This is a genomic window from Roseateles sp. GW835-FHT13E02 (assembly GCF_058794035.1).
In genome coordinates this window covers 193,135-213,214 of record NZ_JBXAGJ010000002.1, presented here as the reverse complement: position 1 = coordinate 213,214, position 20,080 = coordinate 193,135, and the positions used below count along the sequence as shown (strand labels likewise).

At 63.7% G+C, this 20,080-nt stretch carries 14 protein-coding genes; 6 read left to right on the top strand and 8 right to left on the bottom strand.

What is annotated here, in order from left to right; translation table 11 throughout:
• Positions 1 to 117: 117 nt before the first annotated feature.
• Genes AC1Q6P_RS02765 through AC1Q6P_RS02755 form a run of 3 tightly spaced genes read right to left on the bottom strand, consistent with a single transcriptional unit; the run spans position 118 to position 3,717 of the window.
• Positions 118 to 1,353 carry an MFS transporter gene (locus AC1Q6P_RS02765; protein ID WP_492662940.1) on the bottom strand — a complete coding sequence of 412 codons (1,236 nt, stop codon included), beginning with the start codon at positions 1,351 to 1,353 and terminating at the stop codon, positions 118 to 120.
• A complete protein-coding gene (gene arsN2, locus AC1Q6P_RS02760; protein ID WP_492662939.1) occupies positions 1,346 to 3,229 on the bottom strand; it encodes an arsenic resistance N-acetyltransferase ArsN2 in 1,884 nt (627 codons plus the stop codon). Before arsN2 ends, AC1Q6P_RS02765 begins: the two co-directional genes overlap by 8 nt.
• Entirely contained in the window at positions 3,220 to 3,717 is a 498-nt protein-coding gene (locus tag AC1Q6P_RS02755) for a MarR family winged helix-turn-helix transcriptional regulator (RefSeq protein ID WP_102767620.1), read from the bottom strand. The genes arsN2 and AC1Q6P_RS02755 overlap by 10 nt, the downstream gene beginning before the upstream one ends.
• A 373-nt stretch (positions 3,718 to 4,090) precedes the next feature.
• On the opposite strand from AC1Q6P_RS02755, the gene AC1Q6P_RS02750 reads away from it, so the two are divergent.
• Complete coding sequence (locus AC1Q6P_RS02750) at positions 4,091 to 4,462, top strand: hypothetical protein (RefSeq protein ID WP_492662938.1); 372 nt, start codon at positions 4,091 to 4,093, stop codon at positions 4,460 to 4,462.
• 234 nt (positions 4,463 to 4,696) lie between these two features.
• Entirely contained in the window at positions 4,697 to 5,872 is a 1,176-nt protein-coding gene (locus tag AC1Q6P_RS02745; protein WP_492662937.1) for a M23 family metallopeptidase, read from the top strand.
• A 79-nt stretch (positions 5,873 to 5,951) separates the two neighbouring features.
• On the opposite strand, the gene AC1Q6P_RS02740 is transcribed toward AC1Q6P_RS02745, so the two are convergent.
• From AC1Q6P_RS02740 to AC1Q6P_RS02730, 3 genes are all read right to left on the bottom strand, one after another.
• Complete coding sequence (locus AC1Q6P_RS02740; RefSeq protein ID WP_492662936.1) at positions 5,952 to 6,989, bottom strand: RDD family protein; 1,038 nt, start codon at positions 6,987 to 6,989, stop codon at positions 5,952 to 5,954.
• Complete coding sequence (locus tag AC1Q6P_RS02735; protein ID WP_133155148.1) at positions 6,986 to 7,468, bottom strand: hypothetical protein; 483 nt, start codon at positions 7,466 to 7,468, stop codon at positions 6,986 to 6,988. The genes AC1Q6P_RS02740 and AC1Q6P_RS02735 overlap by 4 nt, the downstream gene beginning before the upstream one ends.
• A 388-nt stretch (positions 7,469 to 7,856) precedes the next feature.
• The gene (locus AC1Q6P_RS02730; RefSeq protein ID WP_492662935.1) at positions 7,857 to 8,246 is read right to left on the bottom strand and encodes a DUF4124 domain-containing protein; all 390 of its coding nucleotides are present in this window, start codon (positions 8,244 to 8,246) and stop codon (positions 7,857 to 7,859) included.
• Positions 8,247 to 8,470: 224 nt separating this feature from the next.
• Here AC1Q6P_RS02730 and AC1Q6P_RS02725 point away from each other — a divergent pair, with 224 nt between their 5' ends.
• Positions 8,471 to 10,849 (top strand): hypothetical protein, encoded by a 2,379-nt coding sequence (locus AC1Q6P_RS02725; RefSeq protein WP_492662934.1) that lies wholly within the window; start codon positions 8,471 to 8,473, stop codon positions 10,847 to 10,849.
• An 89-nt stretch (positions 10,850 to 10,938) separates the two neighbouring features.
• The gene (locus tag AC1Q6P_RS02720) at positions 10,939 to 13,338 is read left to right on the top strand and encodes a YCF48-related protein (protein WP_492662933.1); all 2,400 of its coding nucleotides are present in this window, start codon (positions 10,939 to 10,941) and stop codon (positions 13,336 to 13,338) included.
• A gap of 278 nt (positions 13,339 to 13,616) precedes the next feature.
• Here the strand turns inward: AC1Q6P_RS02720 and xdhB are convergent, their stop codons facing one another.
• Entirely contained in the window at positions 13,617 to 15,974 is a 2,358-nt protein-coding gene (xdhB, locus tag AC1Q6P_RS02715; protein WP_492662932.1) for a xanthine dehydrogenase molybdopterin binding subunit, read from the bottom strand.
• An 11-nt stretch (positions 15,975 to 15,985) separates the two neighbouring features.
• Entirely contained in the window at positions 15,986 to 17,527 is a 1,542-nt protein-coding gene (gene xdhA, locus AC1Q6P_RS02710; protein ID WP_492662931.1) for a xanthine dehydrogenase small subunit, read from the bottom strand.
• Positions 17,528 to 17,658: 131 nt separating this feature from the next.
• On the opposite strand from xdhA, the gene AC1Q6P_RS02705 reads away from it, so the two are divergent.
• On the top strand, positions 17,659 to 18,648 hold the full coding sequence (locus tag AC1Q6P_RS02705; protein WP_492662930.1) for a LysR family transcriptional regulator: 990 nt from the start codon (positions 17,659 to 17,661) through the stop codon (positions 18,646 to 18,648).
• Between the two features lie 39 nt (positions 18,649 to 18,687).
• Complete coding sequence (gene guaD / locus AC1Q6P_RS02700) at positions 18,688 to 20,040, top strand: guanine deaminase (protein WP_492662929.1); 1,353 nt, start codon at positions 18,688 to 18,690, stop codon at positions 20,038 to 20,040.
• The last annotated feature ends 40 nt before the right edge of the window (positions 20,041 to 20,080 follow it).

The following is a 20,080-nucleotide window of genomic DNA, read 5'->3' as shown; positions in this document are numbered from 1 at the left end:
GGTGTGCATATTGATGGCCGCTGTGCTCTGGTGCCTGGGCCTTTGCGCACGCGAAGACCTGCGCCCATCACCTTTGCGCACGCGAAGACCTGCGCCCATCAGCTTGTTGGGCCAGGCTCAAGGCGCTCCGCTCGCTGCAGCGCTTGGCTTGGGCACAAGCATCAGGGCGGCGACCGCCAGCACACCGAGAGCTGCCGACAGCCACAGACTGCCAGCCCCGAATCGGTCCAGGCAAAGGCCGAACAGCCAGGGCGCCAGCGCCTGCGCCACCCGTGCTGGTGCCATCAGCACACCCATGCGCTGCCCATAGCCTTGCGGCCCGAAGTGCGCCAAGGGCAAGGTGCCTTTGACAATGGTCAGGATGCCGTTGCCGGCGCCGTGCAGCAGGCCAAAGCACAGCGCGGCCGGGGGACCGAGCGCAAGCAGCGCCAGGGCGCCCATCGGATGCATGGCCGCTGCCACGCGTGCCACCCACAAGGGGTGGGCACGGCGCAGCAAGCCGTACTCCAGCAGACGCGCGCCGACCTGGGCCGGCCCGATCAGTGCGCCCACGGCCACGGCGGCCGCCAAGCTGCTGCCATGGGCTTGCAGCAGCCGGGGCAGGTGGGCCGCCATGGCCGTGCCCGCAAAACCCATGATGGCAAACACCAAGGCCAGCAAGGCCGTGGCCCGCCTGGCACGGGCTTGCTGCGCGGCGCTGGCGCTTGTCGCCGGGCCGCGTGCGCTGTCTGCTTGCGGCGCTGTCGTTTCGGCATCTGCGCTCGCGTGCTGATGCTGCCCCGGCAGGCCCGGCAGGCGCCAGTTCAAGGGCAATGCAATCAGCAGATGCAAGCCAGCCCAGGCCAGACAGGCGCCGCGCCAGCCCCCATGCTGCTCCAGCAGCGTCGTCAAGGGCCAGCCCACCGTGCTGGCAAAGCCGGCGATCAAGGTGATGCCGGTGATGGCTTGGCGTGCGTCCCGCCCGTGCAGGCGAACCACGGTGGCAAAGGCTGCCTCATACAGCCCCGAGCCCATGGCCAGGCCCATCAGCAGCCAGGCGGCGAACAGCCCCAACTGGCCCTGAGCCTGGCTCATGGCGCACAGGCCCAGCGCAAAGACCAGGTTGGAGGCCATCAGCACGGGCCGGCCACCGTGTCGGTCGATGGCTCGGCCGGCGGCGTGGCCCAGCAGGGCGGAGACGAGCAAGGCCAGCGAAAAGGCGGCGAACACGGTCGCGCCGGTCACGCCCAGATCGGCCGCCATGGGCGTGGCCAGCATGGCCGGCAGGTAGTAGGACGATGCCCAGGCCACGGTTTGGGCCAGCCCCAGATTGGCGACGGTCTGCCAGGGCACAGCGCGTGCAGGATCAGCCACAGCAGCTGGTCTGTTTGGGGCTGCAGGAGCGCGCGGGCGCTGAAGCCGCGGCCTGGGCCACGGGCCTCGGGCCGCAGCAGGACCCGCCTGCCGCTGCCGCTGCCGCTGCTGCTACTGCTTCTGCTGCAGCCGGCGTTGGCGAGCCCGGCGCCTCAAAGGATTCGCTGCTGCAGACCCCGGTTTCGGGTAGATCCAGTTCCACCCGGTCTGCGGCCGCCAGGTCGCCCGCCAGCGCAGCCACCACCGAGCGTGCTTGCTCGAAGCCGGTGGCCATCAAGAAGGTGGGCGCCCGGCCATAGCTTTTCACCCCGACGGTGTAGAGGCCTGGCTCGGGATGGGCCAGTTCGCGGTGACCATGCGGGCGCACCGTACCGCAGCTGTGCAGATTCGGGTCGATCAGGGGGCCCAGGGCCTCGGTGGATTCCAGCCAGGGGTCGAGCTTGACGCGCAGCTCGCTGCTGAGGCTCAGATCCGGGCGCTGCCCGGTGGCGCAGATGATCTCGTCGATGCCGTCGAACTGCAGGGGCTCGCCGTTCGCGCCCTGGCCGAGCACGCTGAGCTGATGCCCCACCCGGCGCAGCTCGTTGATGCGCAGGCCAGCGATGAACTCCATGGCGCCGCTGGACTGCAGGGAACGCAAGGCTTGGCCCAGCTGGCCGCGCGCCGGCAAGGCGTCTGCATCGCCGCCGCCAAACACCCGTTTCAGGACCGGCGATCGCACCGCCCAGGCCAGGCGTGTTCCCGGCTCCTGCTGCGCCAATTCGGCCAGGGCGAGCAGGGCATTGGCCGCCGAATGGCCGGCGCCGACCACCAGGGTTTTGCGGCCGGCATAACGCGCCCGTTCCCGACCCAAGACATCGGGAATGCCGTAGAAGACCTGCGCCGCTGCCTCGGCCTCGCCCAAGGCGGGCAAGCCACTGGCGCCCAGCGGGTTGGGCTGGCCCCAGGTGCCTGTGGCATCGATGACCGCCCGCGCGCGCAGCTCAATCACACGACCCTTCTGTTCGGCGCGGATGATGAAGGGCGCCTGGGCGCGGCCGGCACTCTTGACCTTGTCAAAGCCGGCGCGACTGATGGCCCGCACGCGGGTGTTGAGCATCAGGCCTGGCGCCACAGCCGGCAGTTCAGCAAACGGCTGCAGCACCTGCTCCACCACCTCGGCCGCCAGCGGCAGGGCCTCGGCATCCGGCGGCTGCCAGCCTGTGGCCGCCAACTGGCGGGCCATATCGGCATCGAGGTTGTAGCGCCAGGAAGAGAACAGGCGCACATGTCCGTAGTCCAGCAGATGGGCGCCAACTTGCGGCGCCGCTTCCAGTGCCACAAAAGGCAGGCCACGCGCGATCAGCTTGGCGACCGCGGCCAGGCCGACCGGGCCGGCGCCGAGCACGGCAATCGGCAAGTCCTCGGGCGCTGTCGCTTCGGCGGCCAGCAGGCTGAGTGACATGAAGTGGGCCTCGGCAGGGCAAGCGCCTTGCAGCAGCGCCGAGGCCTTGAGTGCGTCCGGCGCCTCTTGGCTGGACGCTGCCTGGAAGCCCAGCGCGCTGAAGTACTCGCGCGCCGTCAGTGTCAGCACAAAGAGGCGGCTGAGATTGCGGCGGCGCGCCTCGTCGATCAGCAGGCTCAGCATGGCGCGGCCCAGCCCCTGCTTTTGCTGGCCGGGCGCTACCGCCACAGAGCGCAGCAGCGCGTGCTCGCCATAGACCTCGGCGCCCGCACAGCCCAGCAGTTCGCCTTGGGACAGGGCCAGCACAAACGTTGACAAATGGTCCTGTGCGCCATCGATGGGCAGTTGATGGGCATGCAGGAGTGCGGCCACGGCGGGCCAATCGGCCGGAGTGGCCTGACGAAGGGAAATGGTCTTGGTGTTCAGCGACATGATGGATTCGTTCTCGGTTCCTTGTGGGCCATGGGTGGCGGCAGGCAGCAATTGGCTGCGGTATCCGCTTGCAGGGCCTTCAAGAGCAAGAGCAGTGAGCTCTCGACTGCGGCGCGTTCGCGCTCGTTCAGGGCACTCAGCAGCTCAGCGGCGTGGGTGTCCAGGGTTTGATTCAGTTCAGTGCAGGTGCGTTCGCCTTCGGCGGTGAGCGTGACGAGCCAGCTCCTTGCGTCGTTCGGATTCGGCTCCTTGCTCACCAAGCCACGCGCGACCATGCCCTCCACCGCACGCGACACCCAGCTCTTCTCCAGACTGAGGCGGGTGCCGAGTTCCGAGAGAGGCTGCGGCCCCGAACGGGCCAGTTCGGTCAGCAGGTAGCACTGCGTGCTGGTGGTGCGGCAGCAATCGGCCACCACACGTTGAGCGCGGGTGTAGAGGCGTGCGACTTCGCGCAGCAGGCTGCCGGGCGTGGCGTTGGTGAGGTTCATGGCGTGGCTGTCCTGGTGGTGTGTAGCAACTATGTTCGCGCATGATAGTTCCGAGAATAATGTTTCGTATAGCAACTAAAAACCAGCTGAAGCGAACCCGCCCGATGCAGCTTGTGGCAACGATAGCTTTCGCTCTTTAAGTTGTCAATAGCAACTATATGCGCCAGCCCGAGTGGGCGGCTTGCAGCTGCCCTGGCGAACCTGCCATTCGGCGCTTGCAGACATTGCCGCGCTTCGCGGGCTTGCCCAAAGCCGCCTTTGCTTGGTCCAATGATCCGTATCCGTCGTCAATGTTCAGTTGTGGGCGGCATGCGAGCCGGCACGGCGCAAGGTGCAGGGTGATCTGTTGAGACGGGTGAACGGGAGTTGAAACGTGAGCGAGCAGGGCGAGCGTCCGGGACGAGCGTCGGATCAAGGCCCCGATGAGGAGCCTGGCCGGGGTGCAGCGCCGAGCTCGCTCCAGCTGAAAGCGGCGTCTACCTTCTTTGGCGTCAGCGCCATCCTCCACGTCCTGGCTTGGCTGAGTTACAGCTCCGGCTGGAGCATGGCCTACACGATCTTTGTGCTGGGCATGGCGATCACCTGCTTCAACATCGCCGTCGAACCCGATGCGCTGTTTCGCCCCTTCACAGTGGCAGCGCTGAAAGCAAGCACGGCACGCCGTTCGCCCCTGCGCGCGGCGCTCGACAAAATTGCCTCAGCCAGCATGTTGCTGGCGCTGCTGCTGTGGCTGACGGGCAATTGATGGCGCTCGGTGTGCGGCGGCCTGCGCCGTTAGCACAGTCCCAGTGCTGGGACAAGATGGCAGCTTGAACAGGCGACGCCAGCGGCCTCGCTTCCTAGACTGAGTTGGCATGTCCCGCGCTTGCTTGCAAGCGAGGCTGAACCCCTCCGGTTCAGTCCGCTGGCCTTGGCCGTTTGGGGCAGCGCCCGGGCGCCCGGCCCGCCTTTAACTCATTCAGAGAGAAAGCGCATTCCCATGAAACCCAGCTCTCAGTTCTTCAAGCCTTCCCTGCTGCTCGTGCTGCGAGCCATGGCTGCAGCAAGCCTGTTCACCCTGTCGCAGGCACAAGCTGCAAGCGAGTCTGCGGGCCCGGCAAGCTCGCCCAACTCCTTGCTCTACAGCCATGCCGAAATGTTCAGCTTCGACACCGAAAGCTACTTGCTGGCCCGGGCGCCCGCCTTGGCTCAGTATGCGGAGGTGATTTCCCATTGGGCGGGCTACAGCAGCATCAGTCCCCGTGTCTTGCTGGCGCTGATTGAGCAGCAGAGCGGCCTCTTGAGCAAGCCCGGTCAGCGCGCCGCCATTCATCGCCCCATGGGTGCGCTGTCCACGCGCAGCGGTTTCAATGAGCAGGTGCGCGATGTAGCCGATCAGCTGGCACGCAAGCTCTACGAGCCTGCGCCTCATGAGGCGGCTGGTGAGTTCGGCGGTGATGCAGCGCGGGCTGCGCCCCTGCGCGCGCTGCTGGCAAACACCAGCGCCAGTGAGGCCGAGTTCGCCGCCACCTACCAGCGCCTGTTCGGCCTCAGCTTCGACACCGAGGCCGCCCGCGCGCTGCATGATCCAGCTGCTCGCTCCGGCAAAGAAGCCGGTGCCGCCGCGCCTGACACCAGTCTGGCCGGGCCGCCGGCCGGCTTCCTGCAGTTCCCGTTCCCAATTGGCGACTCTTGGCATGTGGGCGGAGCCCACACCAACACCGGCAGTGGCAACTACCCCATGTCTTCGCTGGACATGAGCAAGGGCGGCGGCTGGGGCAGCAACCAGACGGGAGTGCGTGTGTCGGCCTCGGCGGCCGGCACCTTCAAGCGTCACTCCAGCTGCTTCGCCGAGATCGTGCACAGCGGCGGCTGGTCCACCACCTACTATCACATGGACAAGCTGCAGTACAACACCGGCGCAAATGTGGCCAAGAACGCCTTCATCGGCAACCCGGCCAACAACAAGGCGCAAGCACTGTGCAATGGCGGCGCTTCCACTGGCCCGCACCAGCACTGGAGCCTCAAGTCCAACGGCGCCTGGCAGCACCTCAACACCGTCAACCTGGCCGGCTGGACCATCACCGCCACGGGCAGCAGCTATGACACCAACTGCAACCGCTTCTACCTGACCAAGAACGGGGTCAAGAAGTGCTCGGGCTACTTCAGCCAGTGAGGCTGGAAAGCCTGGCGCGCGGGCCCGCCTGAGGGCCCGAGCCGCGGCCGGCAGACAGGGCGGCCTTTCAGTGCGCTTTTCAGGGCGAGGCCGCCCATTCGGCTGGGCTCAGAACCCGACGCTGGTAGCGCCAGGAGGTGGCGATGCCGATGTCGTAGCCGTGGGCCAAGGTGATCTGGATCTGGTCCAGCGTGGCCGCATCCGGGTGGGCGGCCAGCGCCAGGCGGGCCAATGCTTGCAGGCGCTGGGCCTGGTCAATGTCGGCGTCGCGCGAGATGGCGTGGATGCTAAGATGCCGGATGGTCCTGCTGCTTCCCCCGTCCTTGCTGGATTGGGTGTAGGTCACGCCTTGATTCACGGCCGAGGACTGCACCCAGGGCTCGGCGTTGACGGCGCGCAGGATCTGCGCCAGGGGCGCGAAGGGCGTCTGGCTGTCCTTCTGCAGCCATTGCTGCGAGATCAGCGGCCCCAGCGTACCCAGCAGCAGAAGCATGGCGCAGACCGCGCGGTGCAGCGTGGGCAGTGGCGCCGCCAGGTCTGCGGGCAGGGGGCCTTGCCAGGCCGCGTTCACCACGAAGGACCCGCTCAGCACATCGTGCAGGGCTTGGCGGGAGCGCCGGTTGAACAGAAAGAGGTAGAGCAGGCAGGCGCCCAGGCCGAAGATGGCCAGGCCCAGCACGGCCGCCCAGGCGCTGAACAGCAGCGCGTCCGGCAGCTGCGCATTGCTCAGGAACCAGACCGTACCCACGGGCAGGTAGCGCGGCACGGCACGGCCGAGTGGCAACTCAGCGCCCTGCGCATCCACCACCTTGATCTGCAGCAGGCGTTTGCCCAAGCTCTGGCCCCAGCCCAGCTGGCTGTTGAAGAAGCCGAAGTAGGCAAGCGCAATCCCGAACCCGAGCAGCCGGCCCCAAGGCCCGAGCCCGACCAGGGCATCGGACGCCAGCGCACCCAGGGCCATGCCGATGAGGCCCAGCGCCAGGCCATCGAGCATGAAGGCGGCGACGCGGCGCCAGAAGCCGGCGATGGGGCTTGTACTTGAGGCGGTCGATGGCGAAGGCTGAGCCTGTGTTGGCGTCGCCTGGCTCTGGGCCGTAGGTTCTGCTGTGCTGCTCATGGTGTGGTGCTGGCCGTGGGTTTGGCGCGCAAGCTGAAGCCGGCCGGCGCTTGCGCGGGAGCTGGGTTGTCGCAGTGGTACATGTCCAGGTAGAGCTGGCGTTGGACCTGGCCGCAGGTGGCTTGGTACAGGTCCACGATGTGGAAGTCTGGCTGGCCGGCTTTGAGTGGCAGGCCCCGCAGCATGGCATCCAAGAGCTCGCGCTCTTGTTCCTCGCTCAAAGGCGCCCGGGGCTCGGTTCTCGAGCCGACGCTGCCGACCCGGCTGATCTCGGGGCGGGAGCCGTCAGCGCAAAGCAAGCGGGCCAGGTAGGCGCGCTGACCCGCGGCGCGGCACACCTCGATGGCGTTTGCCTTGCTGTCACCCAGGGAACCGGGATCGTTCCCGGGCAGGTTGGCCGTTTGCGCGATTGCGCTTGCAGCCGAGCACAAACACAGCGCCAGCAGCCATGCTGGGCGTCCTGGAACCTTCATCTTCATCAACGTCCTCCCTCGGTGTGCATCGGTGTGCGTCAGTGCAGGCCGAGCCCTTGTTTTTTCCGCATGGCCATGTGGCTGCGGCCAGGGTCTGCTTGCGCCTGGGTGCTTGGCCGCATCTTTTGATCGGAGTGCCCGGCCCATGCCGGATGATCTGTATGTTTTGGCGCGACGCAGTGTAGCCAGCAGCCCGCCCGGGCGAATCGGGCCCATCCCGGGGCGCCTACGATTGCCCATGGCATCCGAAGCCGCGGGGCTGGGCTTGCGGCCCGCCCGCGCCAGCAGGTCAGCAAGCACCAGCCCGCGGATCAAGCCGCTGAAGATGGGGCACAGGCTTTCGAGCTCCGTGCGGGAATGGGTTCAAGCTGCCTGGCGCCTTTGCTTGGCCCGGTCAGCAACGCAGCTCTCTGAACTGTCGGCGCAACTGCAGCAGGTGTTCTTGCGCAGCAGGCAGGCTTGCTTTGTTGGCGCTGGCTTCGGCCGCTTCCGCTGCGGGGATCGCGCGGTCCAGCCTTGCGCAGCTTTGACGCGCCTCGGGCGACAGCTGTTTCAAGCGGCGCCCCTGGATGTCGAACTGCTTGGCGCCCAAGCCCGTGATCGGCTTGATCGCTTCGGCCAAGGCCTCGCGCTGGCGTTCGCGCTGGACATCGGCCCCGAGCGGCGGCGAAGCAGAAAGAGGAGACTTGCCCGAAACGCTGCTGCTCAGGCCCCGCGTGGGCTCCAAATCCACCTTCTTGGCACCCAGACAAGGGCTGTCGGAGTAGCTGACCTTGCCGTCCACTTCGCATTTGAAGGCGGTGCGGGAAGGGGCGGGAAGCTGGGTTTGTGCGAGGGCCGCTTGGCCGATGCTGCAGCACAAAAGACAGGCGAGCTTCTTCAGCTCGCTGCCAGAAGGAAGGCGGCGGACGCTGTCTAAGCGGATATATCCATCTCAGGTATCCTCCCTGCCCGGAAACAAGGCGTAGACCTTTGTGGGTTCAATTTATTCATTACAGGGAGGTAGCAATGCGTAGTGCTTTGCTCGCGGTCGTCATCAGTTTGACAGTATCAGCTTGTGGTGGGGGCGGAGGCAACGAAGCGTCAGCACCCAATTCTGGCGGCGCTGTCCCGGACACCAGCACACCACCAGCGGCGAACACGGTCTCGGGCACGCTGCAGGTGATCGCTGAAGACAGCCCCCTGCTCAAGCCCATAGCTTCCACCGCGATCAAACTCTCGCGACTCGGTGCGGACGGCACGGTCAGTCCCGAAGTCCTCGGCTCAGCCAGCACTGATGCCAACGGGCAGTTCACCATTTCCCTTCCCGCAGGAACCAAACTTTCTCGCGACTTGGTGCTGCACACGACCAGCACCTCAGGACAGACTTGGCGTGCGCTGGCCGTTTTGCCCAAAGTTCAGCTCGGCCCGCATTCTGAAGCGTTTGTGCAAGAACTATTGGCTGCCAAGAGCCGTTTCGGCGGCGAGCTCGGCTTGAGCGAAGAACGCCTTGCAAGGCTCCAAAACACGGTTTCACTGATGCTGCTGCTCAATGGCCGTAGCACAAACAATCAGATTGACATTGATGACATGCGGTGGTGGATCAGGTCCGACCCCGCCGCTAAGGCAGCGCTAGACGCAATCTCAAGCTCTGGGAAGCTTCCCGAGACGTTTGGCGACCTGGGTGGTTTCGCCGGATACACCGAGAGCGCTGCGGAGTTCGCAGGCAATACTTCAGAAAAAATCACAACCTACACCGTTCGAGATCCAAGCCTCAGCAAAACAGACAGCTGGAAAACATCGAGCTATGGTGCTGCGCGTGCTGAAGTCGGATACACATTGGCTGAAGATGGCGTCAATCAAACTTCATATTGGAGTAGTGATGCTTTTACGCAGCAGCTTTTTTACTCCTTGGGCAGCATTCGGACATTCTCATTTGATTACGAAAGCAGCGCACCAAAAGACCTTGTTAGGGTCAATCAAAGCGGTAATAACTATGATTTTGACGGAGACGGTAAGGGTGACCCCGTCGAATTCTCCGTCAAACAATCGACAGCTGGCATTGAAACAATTGAAATCTTTGGCGAACGCCGTCCAAGCTTGGCCATAGATGTCACGACCAGCATCAGAGTGCGGACGAGTGCAGGCGGCAACATTATTTTCAATGAATCCCGCCGCCAATGGAGCATCCCATTTTTGGGGGTAGCCAAATTCCAATCCGCGGTCAATACCACGAATAACAAAGGCAGTTCGAGTTCATTCACCACAGGCTTTACCGCAAGCCGAGCCGTTGCCAATAAAGTCTCTTGGCCAGGAAGAGTTCATGTCGACAGCTATCCCCTCCCTGAGTCCGGCTACTCGCAGGCAACGATCATTGCCAAACCCAGCGAATCTTCCGTCGTGGTTTTGGATACGGATCCGATTGAGCAAACCAACCGGCTAAATTACATCGACTTGACGGGCAAAACACCTACTGTTCAAGTCAAGGGTTTGCCTACCTACTACCGGCAATTTCGCTCATCTATCGATGGCAAGACCATCTTCATGCTGAAAGAGCCTGACGTCTGTCCGTACATCAACGAGAGCCTCAGTCTCGACGAAGCCAGGTCCAAGAGCCCCACGCTGACTGCCTACGACTCAATAACCTTGACACAGAAATACGTCGTCAATCTACCGCCGTACCCATCGAAAACCAAGCCTGGACTCTACAAGTCAAGGTGCAATTCCGTCCAACTGATTCCGTCGCCATACAGCAGAGATGATGTTCTAGTGACCGGCCGGTACGACCACATCATTGTCAGTAAGAGCACTGCAATTCAAGACTCCGTGCCAATCGATGATGCTCCGGATAGACTGTTTTCGAGCTTTATTTACTGGGATCCGGCATCAAAGCAAGTATTGAGAAATACATATGGCAGGGGCTTGCCAATTTCTCTCGACTTCCATAGCTCCACGGAGACATCCATTTCGAGTCAAGCGACATCCAGCAGCAGCTTAATGTTTGGACCGCTCGATGCCAAAAAGACATCTGAAAACTATGCCTCATATGCAGATCGCCTTGATGGGAGTCTCCTTTACTCCAACGGTTTCAGACGATTGATTGATTATAAAACTGGTGATATTACAGGCGACATCACGGATGTCGAACGATCCTGCGGAGCTTCAAGCAGCGAAATTGTTTGTCTCGGGGGGAATGGTTTCAACATCAGAAATAAAGACCTGACACTTCGTCAATTCATTCCTTGGCAGGTAGATCTGCGCGGTGCTGCCAATCAATTGCTCTCGCTCAACCCTGTCTATCAAGAACGAATTCCGAAAATTGAGAAGCGAAAAATTTTGACTATTGGATCACTTCACAATTCGTCCACCGGCAATTTTGAAAAGCGAGTGTTTTTGATTGCCTACTAAGTCGAATTCTTCGGCAGACAAGCGCCTGCACGCGAAAACACCAAGTGGGGCACAGATTCAATAACCTTTATTCGTACTTTCTCGTCGCCATGAGAACCAATCCCATACAAGAACCAAAGCCAGAAAAATCCCAGTCGATCAAGTCACTCTCAGCATTTGCCATCACATTGGCTGTTGTCGGTTGCGGTGGAGGTGGCAGCTCTGACACTGCTTCTTCAAGCGGTAGCACTCTGTCGAACAAGCCACTGCCCATTGAGCTGTCAATTCAAATCGACAGGATTTCATCCAGCAATACGGTTACGTTGCAAACTGGCATCAGCGACATCAGCGCATTCGCTGCTACTTGGGACTATGGAGATGGAAATACCGGAACCAGCTCCACGTACACGTACAAGAGTGCGGGTTTTTACACCCCCGTGCTCAAGCTAAGAAATCAAGCTGGCGACACCAGGGAGTACAAGGGAGATATTATTGTTGGAGGTGTTTTCGCCGCAGCAAATATGTCATGCAGCGAACCCGCTTACAAAGGATGGTGCCAGGTCAGCCCCAGATTCAAAAAGATAGAGGGCTACGCCATGGTGGACGAACGGGTGGGCTGGCGCTATGGTGAACAAGGTCTGATTGAACGCACAGAGGACGGCGGAAAGAGTTGGACAACGCTCTACCCGAGGGTCAGTTTCGATATTGTGCAGGTCAGTGCTTTTGACAGCAATCTTGCGATTGCCGCATACAAAGACGGCGCACAACTATTGACCGAGGATTCCGGGAAGACATGGCGTCCGATTGCAGCAGAGTGGGGCTCAACCTTGAAATACCTCAATGCACTGGGCCTTTCAAGCACGCCACTTTCGCTTAAATTTCACGATGCAAGCAAAATATTCAACGAAGATCTTGGGATTTACAGCGTAGATCGCGGCAAGACATTCAGAAAAATAGAGTGGGAGAACTACAACGTACTTCACCAGAACTCACTCGTTCCAGGGATTTTTTATCGCCGGGGCGCTCCTGTTGTCGGAATGCCTAGCATCTTGCATTTATTCAATCCATTTGACGGAGCATGGCGTAGCGTGTTCCAAGGCTCCGCAATCGAGCCCATCGTTGAATTGAATTTTTTCACCAAGGAAGATTGGCGAATCAAGAGTGATGGTAAATATTACTACACGAAGGATTCCGGTAGTAATTGGATTCAATCCAATATCGACCAGTCAGCAATCAGCGTCAATCCACAGACCAATGAAGTTTTGGCCGGTGCGATTGATGGAGGGTTGCAAATCTATTCGGAACAAGGAGCGGCGCCAAGACCTGTCAAAGGCTTGACCGTCATGCCTAGCTTTCCTTACTGGAGCTCCATAGTATCAAATGGGTCTGCGGTCGCCTTTATGGGGCTCAACCCGGGCACCAACCGACCGGCAATTTTCTACAGCACTGACTATGGTTCCACCTGGTCGTCCGCCGACAATACATTAGCAATAGCATCCAGTCATTGCAGGCTTGATCAGGTGACGCCTGTCATCTATACCTGCACCAATTCGTCAAATGGCATCGGCCACATTTTTGATAGCAGGAAAGGCAGCAATGGCTGGTCATCGTTATCTGGTCAATCTTATGAGGCCGCAGTAGAGAGAAGTAAAACACCTCAGGGCCTGATATTCATGCTTTCTGCATCGTCGCACATTCAACGCGACGCAACAGGTTCAGGCGATACATGGTTCAGATCCAATGATGGTGGCATGTCGTGGCGCCAATTCACCACACGAGACGATAGCGGAAACTCAGTTTTTCTCAGGCGAATCAGAGTTAGCAAGTCCGGAGTTCTGTTCGCGAGCATGGGTTCAGAATATGATCTGTACACCTCTCGCGATGGTGGTAGCACCTGGAAAATAGCCACGAAGACCGCGGTCGACATGGCAGACTTTGACTTTCAAGATGAAAATAGAGGCTGGATAACGCTTGTCGAGGGCTATTCACGTAGCGGCAATGGCATGGTGACCAACGATGGTGGTTTAACTTGGAGCTATGTGAAGACGCCTGCTAGAACTTCGCAAATTGTCTTTACCAAAGCCGGCATGATGAGTTTTGTAGATGGAGAAGGTCTGCTGAAGTCAGATGCCAACGGAGAGACTTGGTCAAGTGTTTTGTCTGCTCAAACCATCGGTGAATCCAGAGGGCGTGTGACTGTGACCTCTACGGGCCGCCTCTGGCTTGTCACTGAGACAGGCAAGATTTGGGGTTCTGCTGATGACGGCAAGACTTGGGTCCGATTGGCGCAAACAACAATCTCGAGGCAAGCCTTTGCGGCCGATGGAGATACGCTTTGGCTTCTTGGCACCGAATCTGATCAACAAGTGACGCTCTTTACGTCCCGAGACGGTGGTTCGACTTGGAGTCGCAGGTCGGCTCCCTTGAGTGCTGAATTGCGGTACCTGGGCTTCGATGTGCTGGCACTAAATGCGGGAACCAAGCTCTACTTCACAAGTGCATCCAATTGATGGGTTTGGCCTGTCAAGCAGTTTTTGGATAAGACCGGATTTTCATGTTTGGGCAGGCGCTCAAGCTCTTTGGCGAGCTTCGTGCTCATCTTGCAAACGAATTCATCTGCTCAGGCAGGCGTCCTTTCAGGACTCAGTTCAGCTTCAGAGTCCACTCGGGTCTGACATTGATTGACGAAGCAGATTGAGTCGGAAACCAGGATTTCGAGAATGCCACGGGGCCTGAAAGGAACGGACAAAGTTGACCTGCGACCGGCGCAAGCGGCTGCTGGGCCGCTTCATTTGCGGATATTCGGTACAGCTCCGCAGCCCATCACCCCACTCACCGCCCTCAACACCGCCTCCGCCGTCGCCGGCGCCCTCAACTCCGGATCACACCCCAGCGGCCCCGCCGCCGCAACCGCATCCTTGATCGCCAGCAAGACCGAGAAGGGCAGGAGCAAAGGCGGTTCGCCCACGGCCTTGGAGCGGTGGATGCTGTCGGCTGCGTTGGCTTGGGCGTACAGCGCCACGCGGAAGTCGGGCGGGCTGTCGTTGGCGGTGGGGATTTTGTAGGTGCTGGGGGCGTGGGTGCTGAGGGCGCCGGTCTTGGGGTGCCAGACCAGCTCTTCCATGGTCAGCCAGCCCAGGCCTTGAACGAAAGCGCCTTCGACCTGGCCGATGTCCAGGGCGGGGTTGAGCGAGCGGCCGGCGTCGTGCAGCACATCGGCGCGGGTGACGCGGCTCTCCCCGGTGAGGGTGTCCACCAGCACCTCGGCCACGGCTGCGCCGTAGGCGAAGTAGTAAAACGGTTTGCCCTGCAGGCGGGCGCGGTCCCAGTGCAGGCCGGGGGTGGCATAGAAACCATCGCTCCAGAGCTGGATGCGCTGCAGGTAGGCCTTGGCGACCAGTTCGGTGAAGGGCAGCGAGTTGTCACCCGCGCCATGCACATGGTCGCCGGCAAAGCGCAGCTCCGCTTCCGCGCAGCCCAGCAGCTGGGCGGCCAGGGGCTGCAGGCGCAGGCGGATCTGGCGGGCGGCGTCTTGCGCGGCCTTGCCGTTGAGGTCGCTGCCGGTGGAGGCGGCGGTGGCCGAGGTGTTGGCCACTTTTTGGGTGTCGGTGGCGCTGCAGCGCACGCGCGCCAGGCTCAGGCCCAGCTCTTCGGCCACCACCTGCGCCACCTTGGTGTTCAGGCCCTGGCCCATCTCGGTGCCGCCGTGGTTCACCAGCACCGAGCCGTCGGTGTAGACATGCACCAGGGCCCCCGCCTGGTTCAGGTGCACGACATTGAAGCTGATGCCGAATTTCAGCGGCGTCAGGGCCAGGCCTTTTTTCAGCACCGGGCTGGCGGCGTTGAAGGCTTGGATCTCGGCGCGGCGGGCGTGGTAGCCGCTGCTCTCGACCAGCTGATCGGTCAGGGGCTGCAACTGGTTGTCTTCCACGGTCTGGCCGTAGGGCGTGATGTTGCGCGCGCCGGCGTCGCGGTAGAAATTGCGCTGCCGCACGAGCAGCGGGTCCAGGCCCAGGCGGCGGGCGATGGAGTCCAGAATCATCTCCACGGCCAGCGCGCCCTGGGGCCCGCCAAAGCCGCGGAAGGCGGTGTTGCTCTGCGTGTTCGTGCGGGCGCAGAAGCCATGCAGGGCCACATGGGGCAGCCAGTAGGCGTTGTCGAAATGGCAGAGCGCCCGCGTCATCACCGGGGCCGAGAGGTCGGCCGAGTGGCCGCAGTTGGAGATCAGCTCCACCTCGGCGCCGAGGATGTGGCCCCCTTGATCAAAGCCCACGTCCCAGCGGTAGTCGAAACCGTGGCGGCGGCCGATGATCATGAAATCGTCGTCGCGGTCCAGGCGCAGCTTGACCGGGCGGCGCAGGCGGCTGGCGGCCAGGCCGGCCACGCAGGCGAACAGGGCCGATTGCGATTCTTTGCCGCCGAAGCCGCCGCCCATGCGCCGGCATTGCACCTGCACCTGGTGGCTGGCCCAGCCCAGGGCATGGCTGATCAGCTGTTGCATCTCGCTGGGGTGCTGGGTCGAGCAGTGGACGAGCAGGCCGCGGTTTTCCTGGGGTATGGCGTAGCTGATCTGGCCTTCTAGGTAAAACTGCTCCTGCCCGCCCACCGACCAACTGCCATGCAGGCGCTGCGGCGCTTGCGCGATGGCGTGGGCCGCGTCGCCGCGGTTCAGGTGCATGGGCGGCACCACATACTGGCCGGCGGCATGGGCCTCCAGGGCGGTCAACACGGCGGGCATGGGCTCGATCTTGAGGGCCTGGCCGGCCAGGGCGGCCGCGCGGCGGGCCAGCTCGCGGCTGCTGGCGATGATGGCAAACACCGGCTGGCCGACATAACGCACCTCGCCCGCGGCGAGGATGGGGTCGTCATGCAGCAGGGGGCCGCAGTTGTTTTCGCCGGGGATGTCTTCGGCCGTCAGCACCAGCTGCACGCCGGGCTGGGCGCGAAGCAGGGGCAGGTCGATGGCGACGATCCGGCCATGGGCGATGGGCGAGAGGCCCAGGGCGGCGTGCAGCGTGCCCTCAGCTTCGGGGATGTCGTCGGTGTAAATCGCTTCGCCGCTGACATGCAGGGCGGCCGACTCGTGGGCATGGCTGCGGCCCACGGTGTGCGGGTGGAGCGTGGAGGGTGCAGAAGAGGTGTTCATGGCTGTTGTGCTCATCGCGCCTGCTCCGCATCGCTGAAACGCACGGCCTGCCAGACGCTGAGGTTGGCGGCGGGCAGGGGTGCATCGGGACGGGTCTCCAGCCAGAAGCGGCGTAGGAGGTTTTGCGCCACCTGCAGGCGGTAGTCGGCGCTGGCGCGCATATCGCTCAAGGGCTGGAAGTCCAGCGCCAGGGCGGCCTGGGCCGCTTGCAGGGCGGCTTCGTCGCTCCAACGCTGGCCCAGCAAGGCCTGCTCGGCCGGCGCGCTGCGCCGCACGATGGCGGCCATGCCGCCGAAGGCCAGGCGCGCCCCCTGCACGCAGCCCGCCTCGTCCAGGCGCAGGCTCAGGGCGGCGCAGACGGCCGAGATGTCGCTGTCGTAGCGCTTGGCGATCTTGTAAGCGCGGATGCGCTGGTCCGGGCCGGGCAGCGGCAGGTGCATGGCCTCGACAAACTCACCGAGCTGCAGGGCGTTTTGCATATAGCCCAAGTAGAAGTCTTCCAGGGCCAGGCGGCGCTGCTGGCTGCCGCGGCGCAGCACGATCTGCGCGCCCAGGGCAATCAGGGCCGGGGCGCCGTCGCCGATGGGCGAGCCGTTGGCGATATTGCCGCCCAGGGTGCCGGCCTGGCGCACCGGCGGCGAGGCAAAGCGCAGCCAGAGCTCGCGCAGCGGCGGCACAGCGGCGCTCAGGGCGCTCCAGGCGGCTTCGAGGCTGGCGCCTGCGCCAATCCACAGGCCGAGCTGTCCGTTGAAGGGCTCGGGCCGGATGGCCTTGAGCTCGGCCACGGCACCGAGGTAGATCACGTCGCCCAAGTCGCGGAAGCGCTTGTTGACCCAGAGTCCGATGTCGGTGGAGCCGGCCAGCAGGCGCGCCTGCGGTTTGGCTTCGCGCAGCGTGGCCAGCTCGGCCAGGCTGCGCGGGGCATGGAACTGGTCAAGGCGGCCCGGGATGGCGGGCTGGGCGGCCGCGTAGTGCAGGGGCGGGTCTTGCTGCAGGCTGTGCAGGGCCGCGCGGGCAGGTGCCAGGTCCAGGGTTTGCTGGGGCAGCTCGAACATGCGCTGGCCGGCATCCAGCAGGGGCCGGTAGCCGGTGCAGCGGCAGAGGTTGCCGGCCAGGGCGTCGGCCAGCTCCTGGCGGTCGGGCCGGCTGCCGCTCTGGCAGTGGTGCTCGTAGCAGGCCTGCAAGCTCATGGCAAAACCCGGCGTGCAGAAGCCGCACTGCGAGGCGTGGCAGTCCACCAGGGCTTGTTGCACCGGGTTCAGCGCCTCGGCGCTGCCGAGGTCTTCCACCGTCCACAAGGCCTGGCCGTCCAGCGTGGGCAGGAACTGGGTGCAGGCGTTGACACTGCGCAGTTGCATCTGGCCCGACGCATCGAGTTCACCGAGCAGCACGGTGCAGGCGCCGCAGTCCCCCTCGGCGCAGCCTTCCTTGGTGCCGCTGCAATGGGGCTGGGCATGTTCGCGCAGATAGCCCAGCACGGTGGTGGTCGGCGCCAGGCCGTCCACGGCCTGGATCTGGCCGCGGTGGAAAAAGCGGATGGGGCGGGTGGACATGGTGTGGTTCAGGCCTGGTGCAAGAGTGGGCGGTCGCGCGCGTGGGTGCGGGCGACGGCAATGTCGAAAGGTAGCGCCTGCCGCCGGCTTCGATATACGATCAGCCGCATGATGACTATATGCACTGCGGCATGAACTTGCGCGCCGATTTCGACAAGATCGAGCTTCAACTCGTGCGAGTCTTGCATACCGTGATCAGCGAGCAAAGCGTCTCGAAGGCAGCCCTGCGCCTGCACAGCACGCAGCCGGCCGTCAGCGCCCAGCTGCGGCGCCTGCGTGCGCTCACGGGCGATGCTCTGCTGGTGCGCAGCGGCGCCGGCATGCGGCCCACGGCCACGGCCCTGGAGCTGCTGGAGCCGGCCCAGCGCCTGCTGCAGGATGCGGCCCGCCTGTTCGGCGCGCCCCAGCGCAGCAGCCGCGGCGCCGGCTTTGACCCGGCCAGCGCCGAGCTGAACCTGCGCATCGCCGCCAGCGATTACCTCGACCCGCTGTTCCTGCCCGAGCTGGTGTCGCGCCTGCAGCGGCTCTCGCCGGGCCTGCGCCTGGACTTGCAGCCGCTCTCGGCCGAGTTCGATTACCGCCGCGGCCTGGCCAGCGGCCAGATCGATCTGGTCATCGGCAACTGGCTGCGCCCGCCGGAGGAGCTGCACCTGGGCCGCTTGTTCAGCGACGAGGTGGTCTGCCTGGTGGCGCGCGATCACCCTTTGCTCAAGCTGCGGCCCAAGGACTGGACCGTGCAGCGCTATCTGGACAGCCAGCATCTGGCGCCCATGCCGCTGTCGGCCGGCCAGCCGGGCGTGATCGACCAGCATCTGGCCGAGCAGGGCCTGGCGCGCCAGATCGCCGTGCGCAGCGCCCATTTCGGCCAGCTGCCGCTGATGGTGGCGCGCAGCTCCCTGGTGCTGACCACCGGCCGCCAGTTCTGCAGCCGCTACCTGGCCAGCCTGCCGGTGGTGGTGCTGCGTTGCCCGGTGGCGTTTCCGCGGCTGAGCTATTACCAGCTCTGGCATGCGCTCTCGCACCAGGCCGCCGCCCAGCGCTGGCTGCGCGAGCAGGTGCGGGAGGTGGCGCGTGAACTCGCTCGCAGCGCGGTCGCCAAGAAGGCCGCCGAAGCCAATTGATGCGGCGATGCGCCCGAACCCCAATCTTTGAACCCTCCCATGCCCGATTTGAACCCTTCGACCCCCTCCACCGGCCCCGGCCGCAAGATCGCCCTGCGCGGCGACCTGCTGGACTTCACTGCCCAGCCCGACTGGGGCCAGCTGGACAGCCCGGCCGTGCGTTTCCAGCCCGACCACTGGCTGCTGATCGACGAGGCCGGCCGCATCGCCGGCACCCAGGCGGAGGCGCCCGACGCCAGCTGGCAGCAGGTGGACCACCGCGGCCGCCTGATCCTGCCCGGCTTCATCGACACCCATGTGCATTGCCCGCAGCTGGATGTGATCGCCTCCTACGGCGCCGAGCTGCTGGATTGGCTCAGCCGCTACACCTTCCCGGCCGAGCGCCGCTATGCCGACCCGGTCGTGGCGGCGGCCGGCGCGGCGCGTTTTCTGGATGCGCTGCTGGCCCATGGCAGCACCTCGGCCGTGGTGTTTCCGACCGTGCACAAGGGCTCGGCCGAGGCCTTGTTCGCCGCAGCCGAGGCGCGCGGCATGCGCCTGATCACCGGCAAGGTGCTGATGGACCGCCACGCGCCGACCGAGCTGCTGGACGATGTGGCCGGCGCCGAGCGCGACTGCATCGATCTGATCCAGCGCTGGCATGGCAAGGGCCGCTTGGCTTACGCCGTGACGCCGCGTTTCGCCCCCACCAGCAGCCCGGCCCAGCTGGCCATGGCCGGCGCGCTGTGCCGCGCCGATGCTTCGCTCTACATGCAAACCCATGTGGCCGAGAACCGCGAGGAGGTGCGCTGGGTGGCCGAGCTCTTCCCCGAGGCGCGCAGTTATCTCGATGTCTACGAGCGCGTCGGCCTGCTGCATGAGCGCGCCATCCTGGCCCACGGCATCTGGCTGGACGAGACCGACCGGCAGCTGCTGGCCGCGCGCGGCGGGCAGGTGGCGCACAGCCCGTCCAGCAATCTCTTCCTGGGCAGCGGCCTCTTTGACTGGCCGGCGGCGCGGGCCAGCGGCCTGGGTGTCAGCATGGCCAGCGATGTGGGCGGCGGCACCAGCTTGTCCATGCAGCGCAATCTGCTGGATGCCTACAAGATCCAGGCTTTGTCGGGCCAGCGCCTGAGCGCCTGGGTGGCTTTGCACGCCGCCACCCGCGGCGCGGCGGAAGCCCTGGGTTTGCAGCAGGAAGTGGGCCACTTTGGCCTCGGTACACTGGCGGATGTTTGCGTCTGGGATTGGGCCCGTGGCCCGGTGGCCCAGGCACGCGACGAGCGGGTGGCGCCCGGCCATGAGCCTCAAGCTTTGCATGAACGCGTGTTCGCCTGGATGAGTTTGTCCGACGAGCGCAATCTGCACAGCTGCTATGTGGCCGGCCAGTGCCGCCATCGGCGAGATTCTTAGGACTTGTTTCATCCTCCATTGCGATTGCCGGATCCACGAC

Bases quoted from the DNA above. Each gene is read 5' to 3' on its own strand.
- arsN2 (WP_492662939.1), bottom strand. From the start codon at position 3,229: ATGTCGCTGAACACCAAGACCATTTCCCTTCGTCAGGCCACTCCGGCC.
- AC1Q6P_RS02755 (WP_102767620.1), bottom strand. From the start codon at position 3,717: ATGAACCTCACCAACGCCACGCCCGGCAGCCTGCTGCGCGAAGTCGCA.
- AC1Q6P_RS02745 (WP_492662937.1), top strand. From the start codon at position 4,697: ATGAAACCCAGCTCTCAGTTCTTCAAGCCTTCCCTGCTGCTCGTGCTG.
- AC1Q6P_RS02740 (WP_492662936.1), bottom strand. From the start codon at position 6,989: ATGAGCAGCACAGCAGAACCTACGGCCCAGAGCCAGGCGACGCCAACA.
- AC1Q6P_RS02735 (WP_133155148.1), bottom strand. From the start codon at position 7,468: ATGAAGATGAAGGTTCCAGGACGCCCAGCATGGCTGCTGGCGCTGTGT.
- AC1Q6P_RS02725 (WP_492662934.1), top strand. From the start codon at position 8,471: ATGCGTAGTGCTTTGCTCGCGGTCGTCATCAGTTTGACAGTATCAGCT.
- AC1Q6P_RS02720 (WP_492662933.1), top strand. From the start codon at position 10,939: ATGAGAACCAATCCCATACAAGAACCAAAGCCAGAAAAATCCCAGTCG.
- xdhB (WP_492662932.1), bottom strand. From the start codon at position 15,974: ATGAACACCTCTTCTGCACCCTCCACGCTCCACCCGCACACCGTGGGC.
- xdhA (WP_492662931.1), bottom strand. From the start codon at position 17,527: ATGTCCACCCGCCCCATCCGCTTTTTCCACCGCGGCCAGATCCAGGCC.
- AC1Q6P_RS02705 (WP_492662930.1), top strand. From the start codon at position 17,659: ATGAACTTGCGCGCCGATTTCGACAAGATCGAGCTTCAACTCGTGCGA.
- guaD (WP_492662929.1), top strand. From the start codon at position 18,688: ATGCCCGATTTGAACCCTTCGACCCCCTCCACCGGCCCCGGCCGCAAG.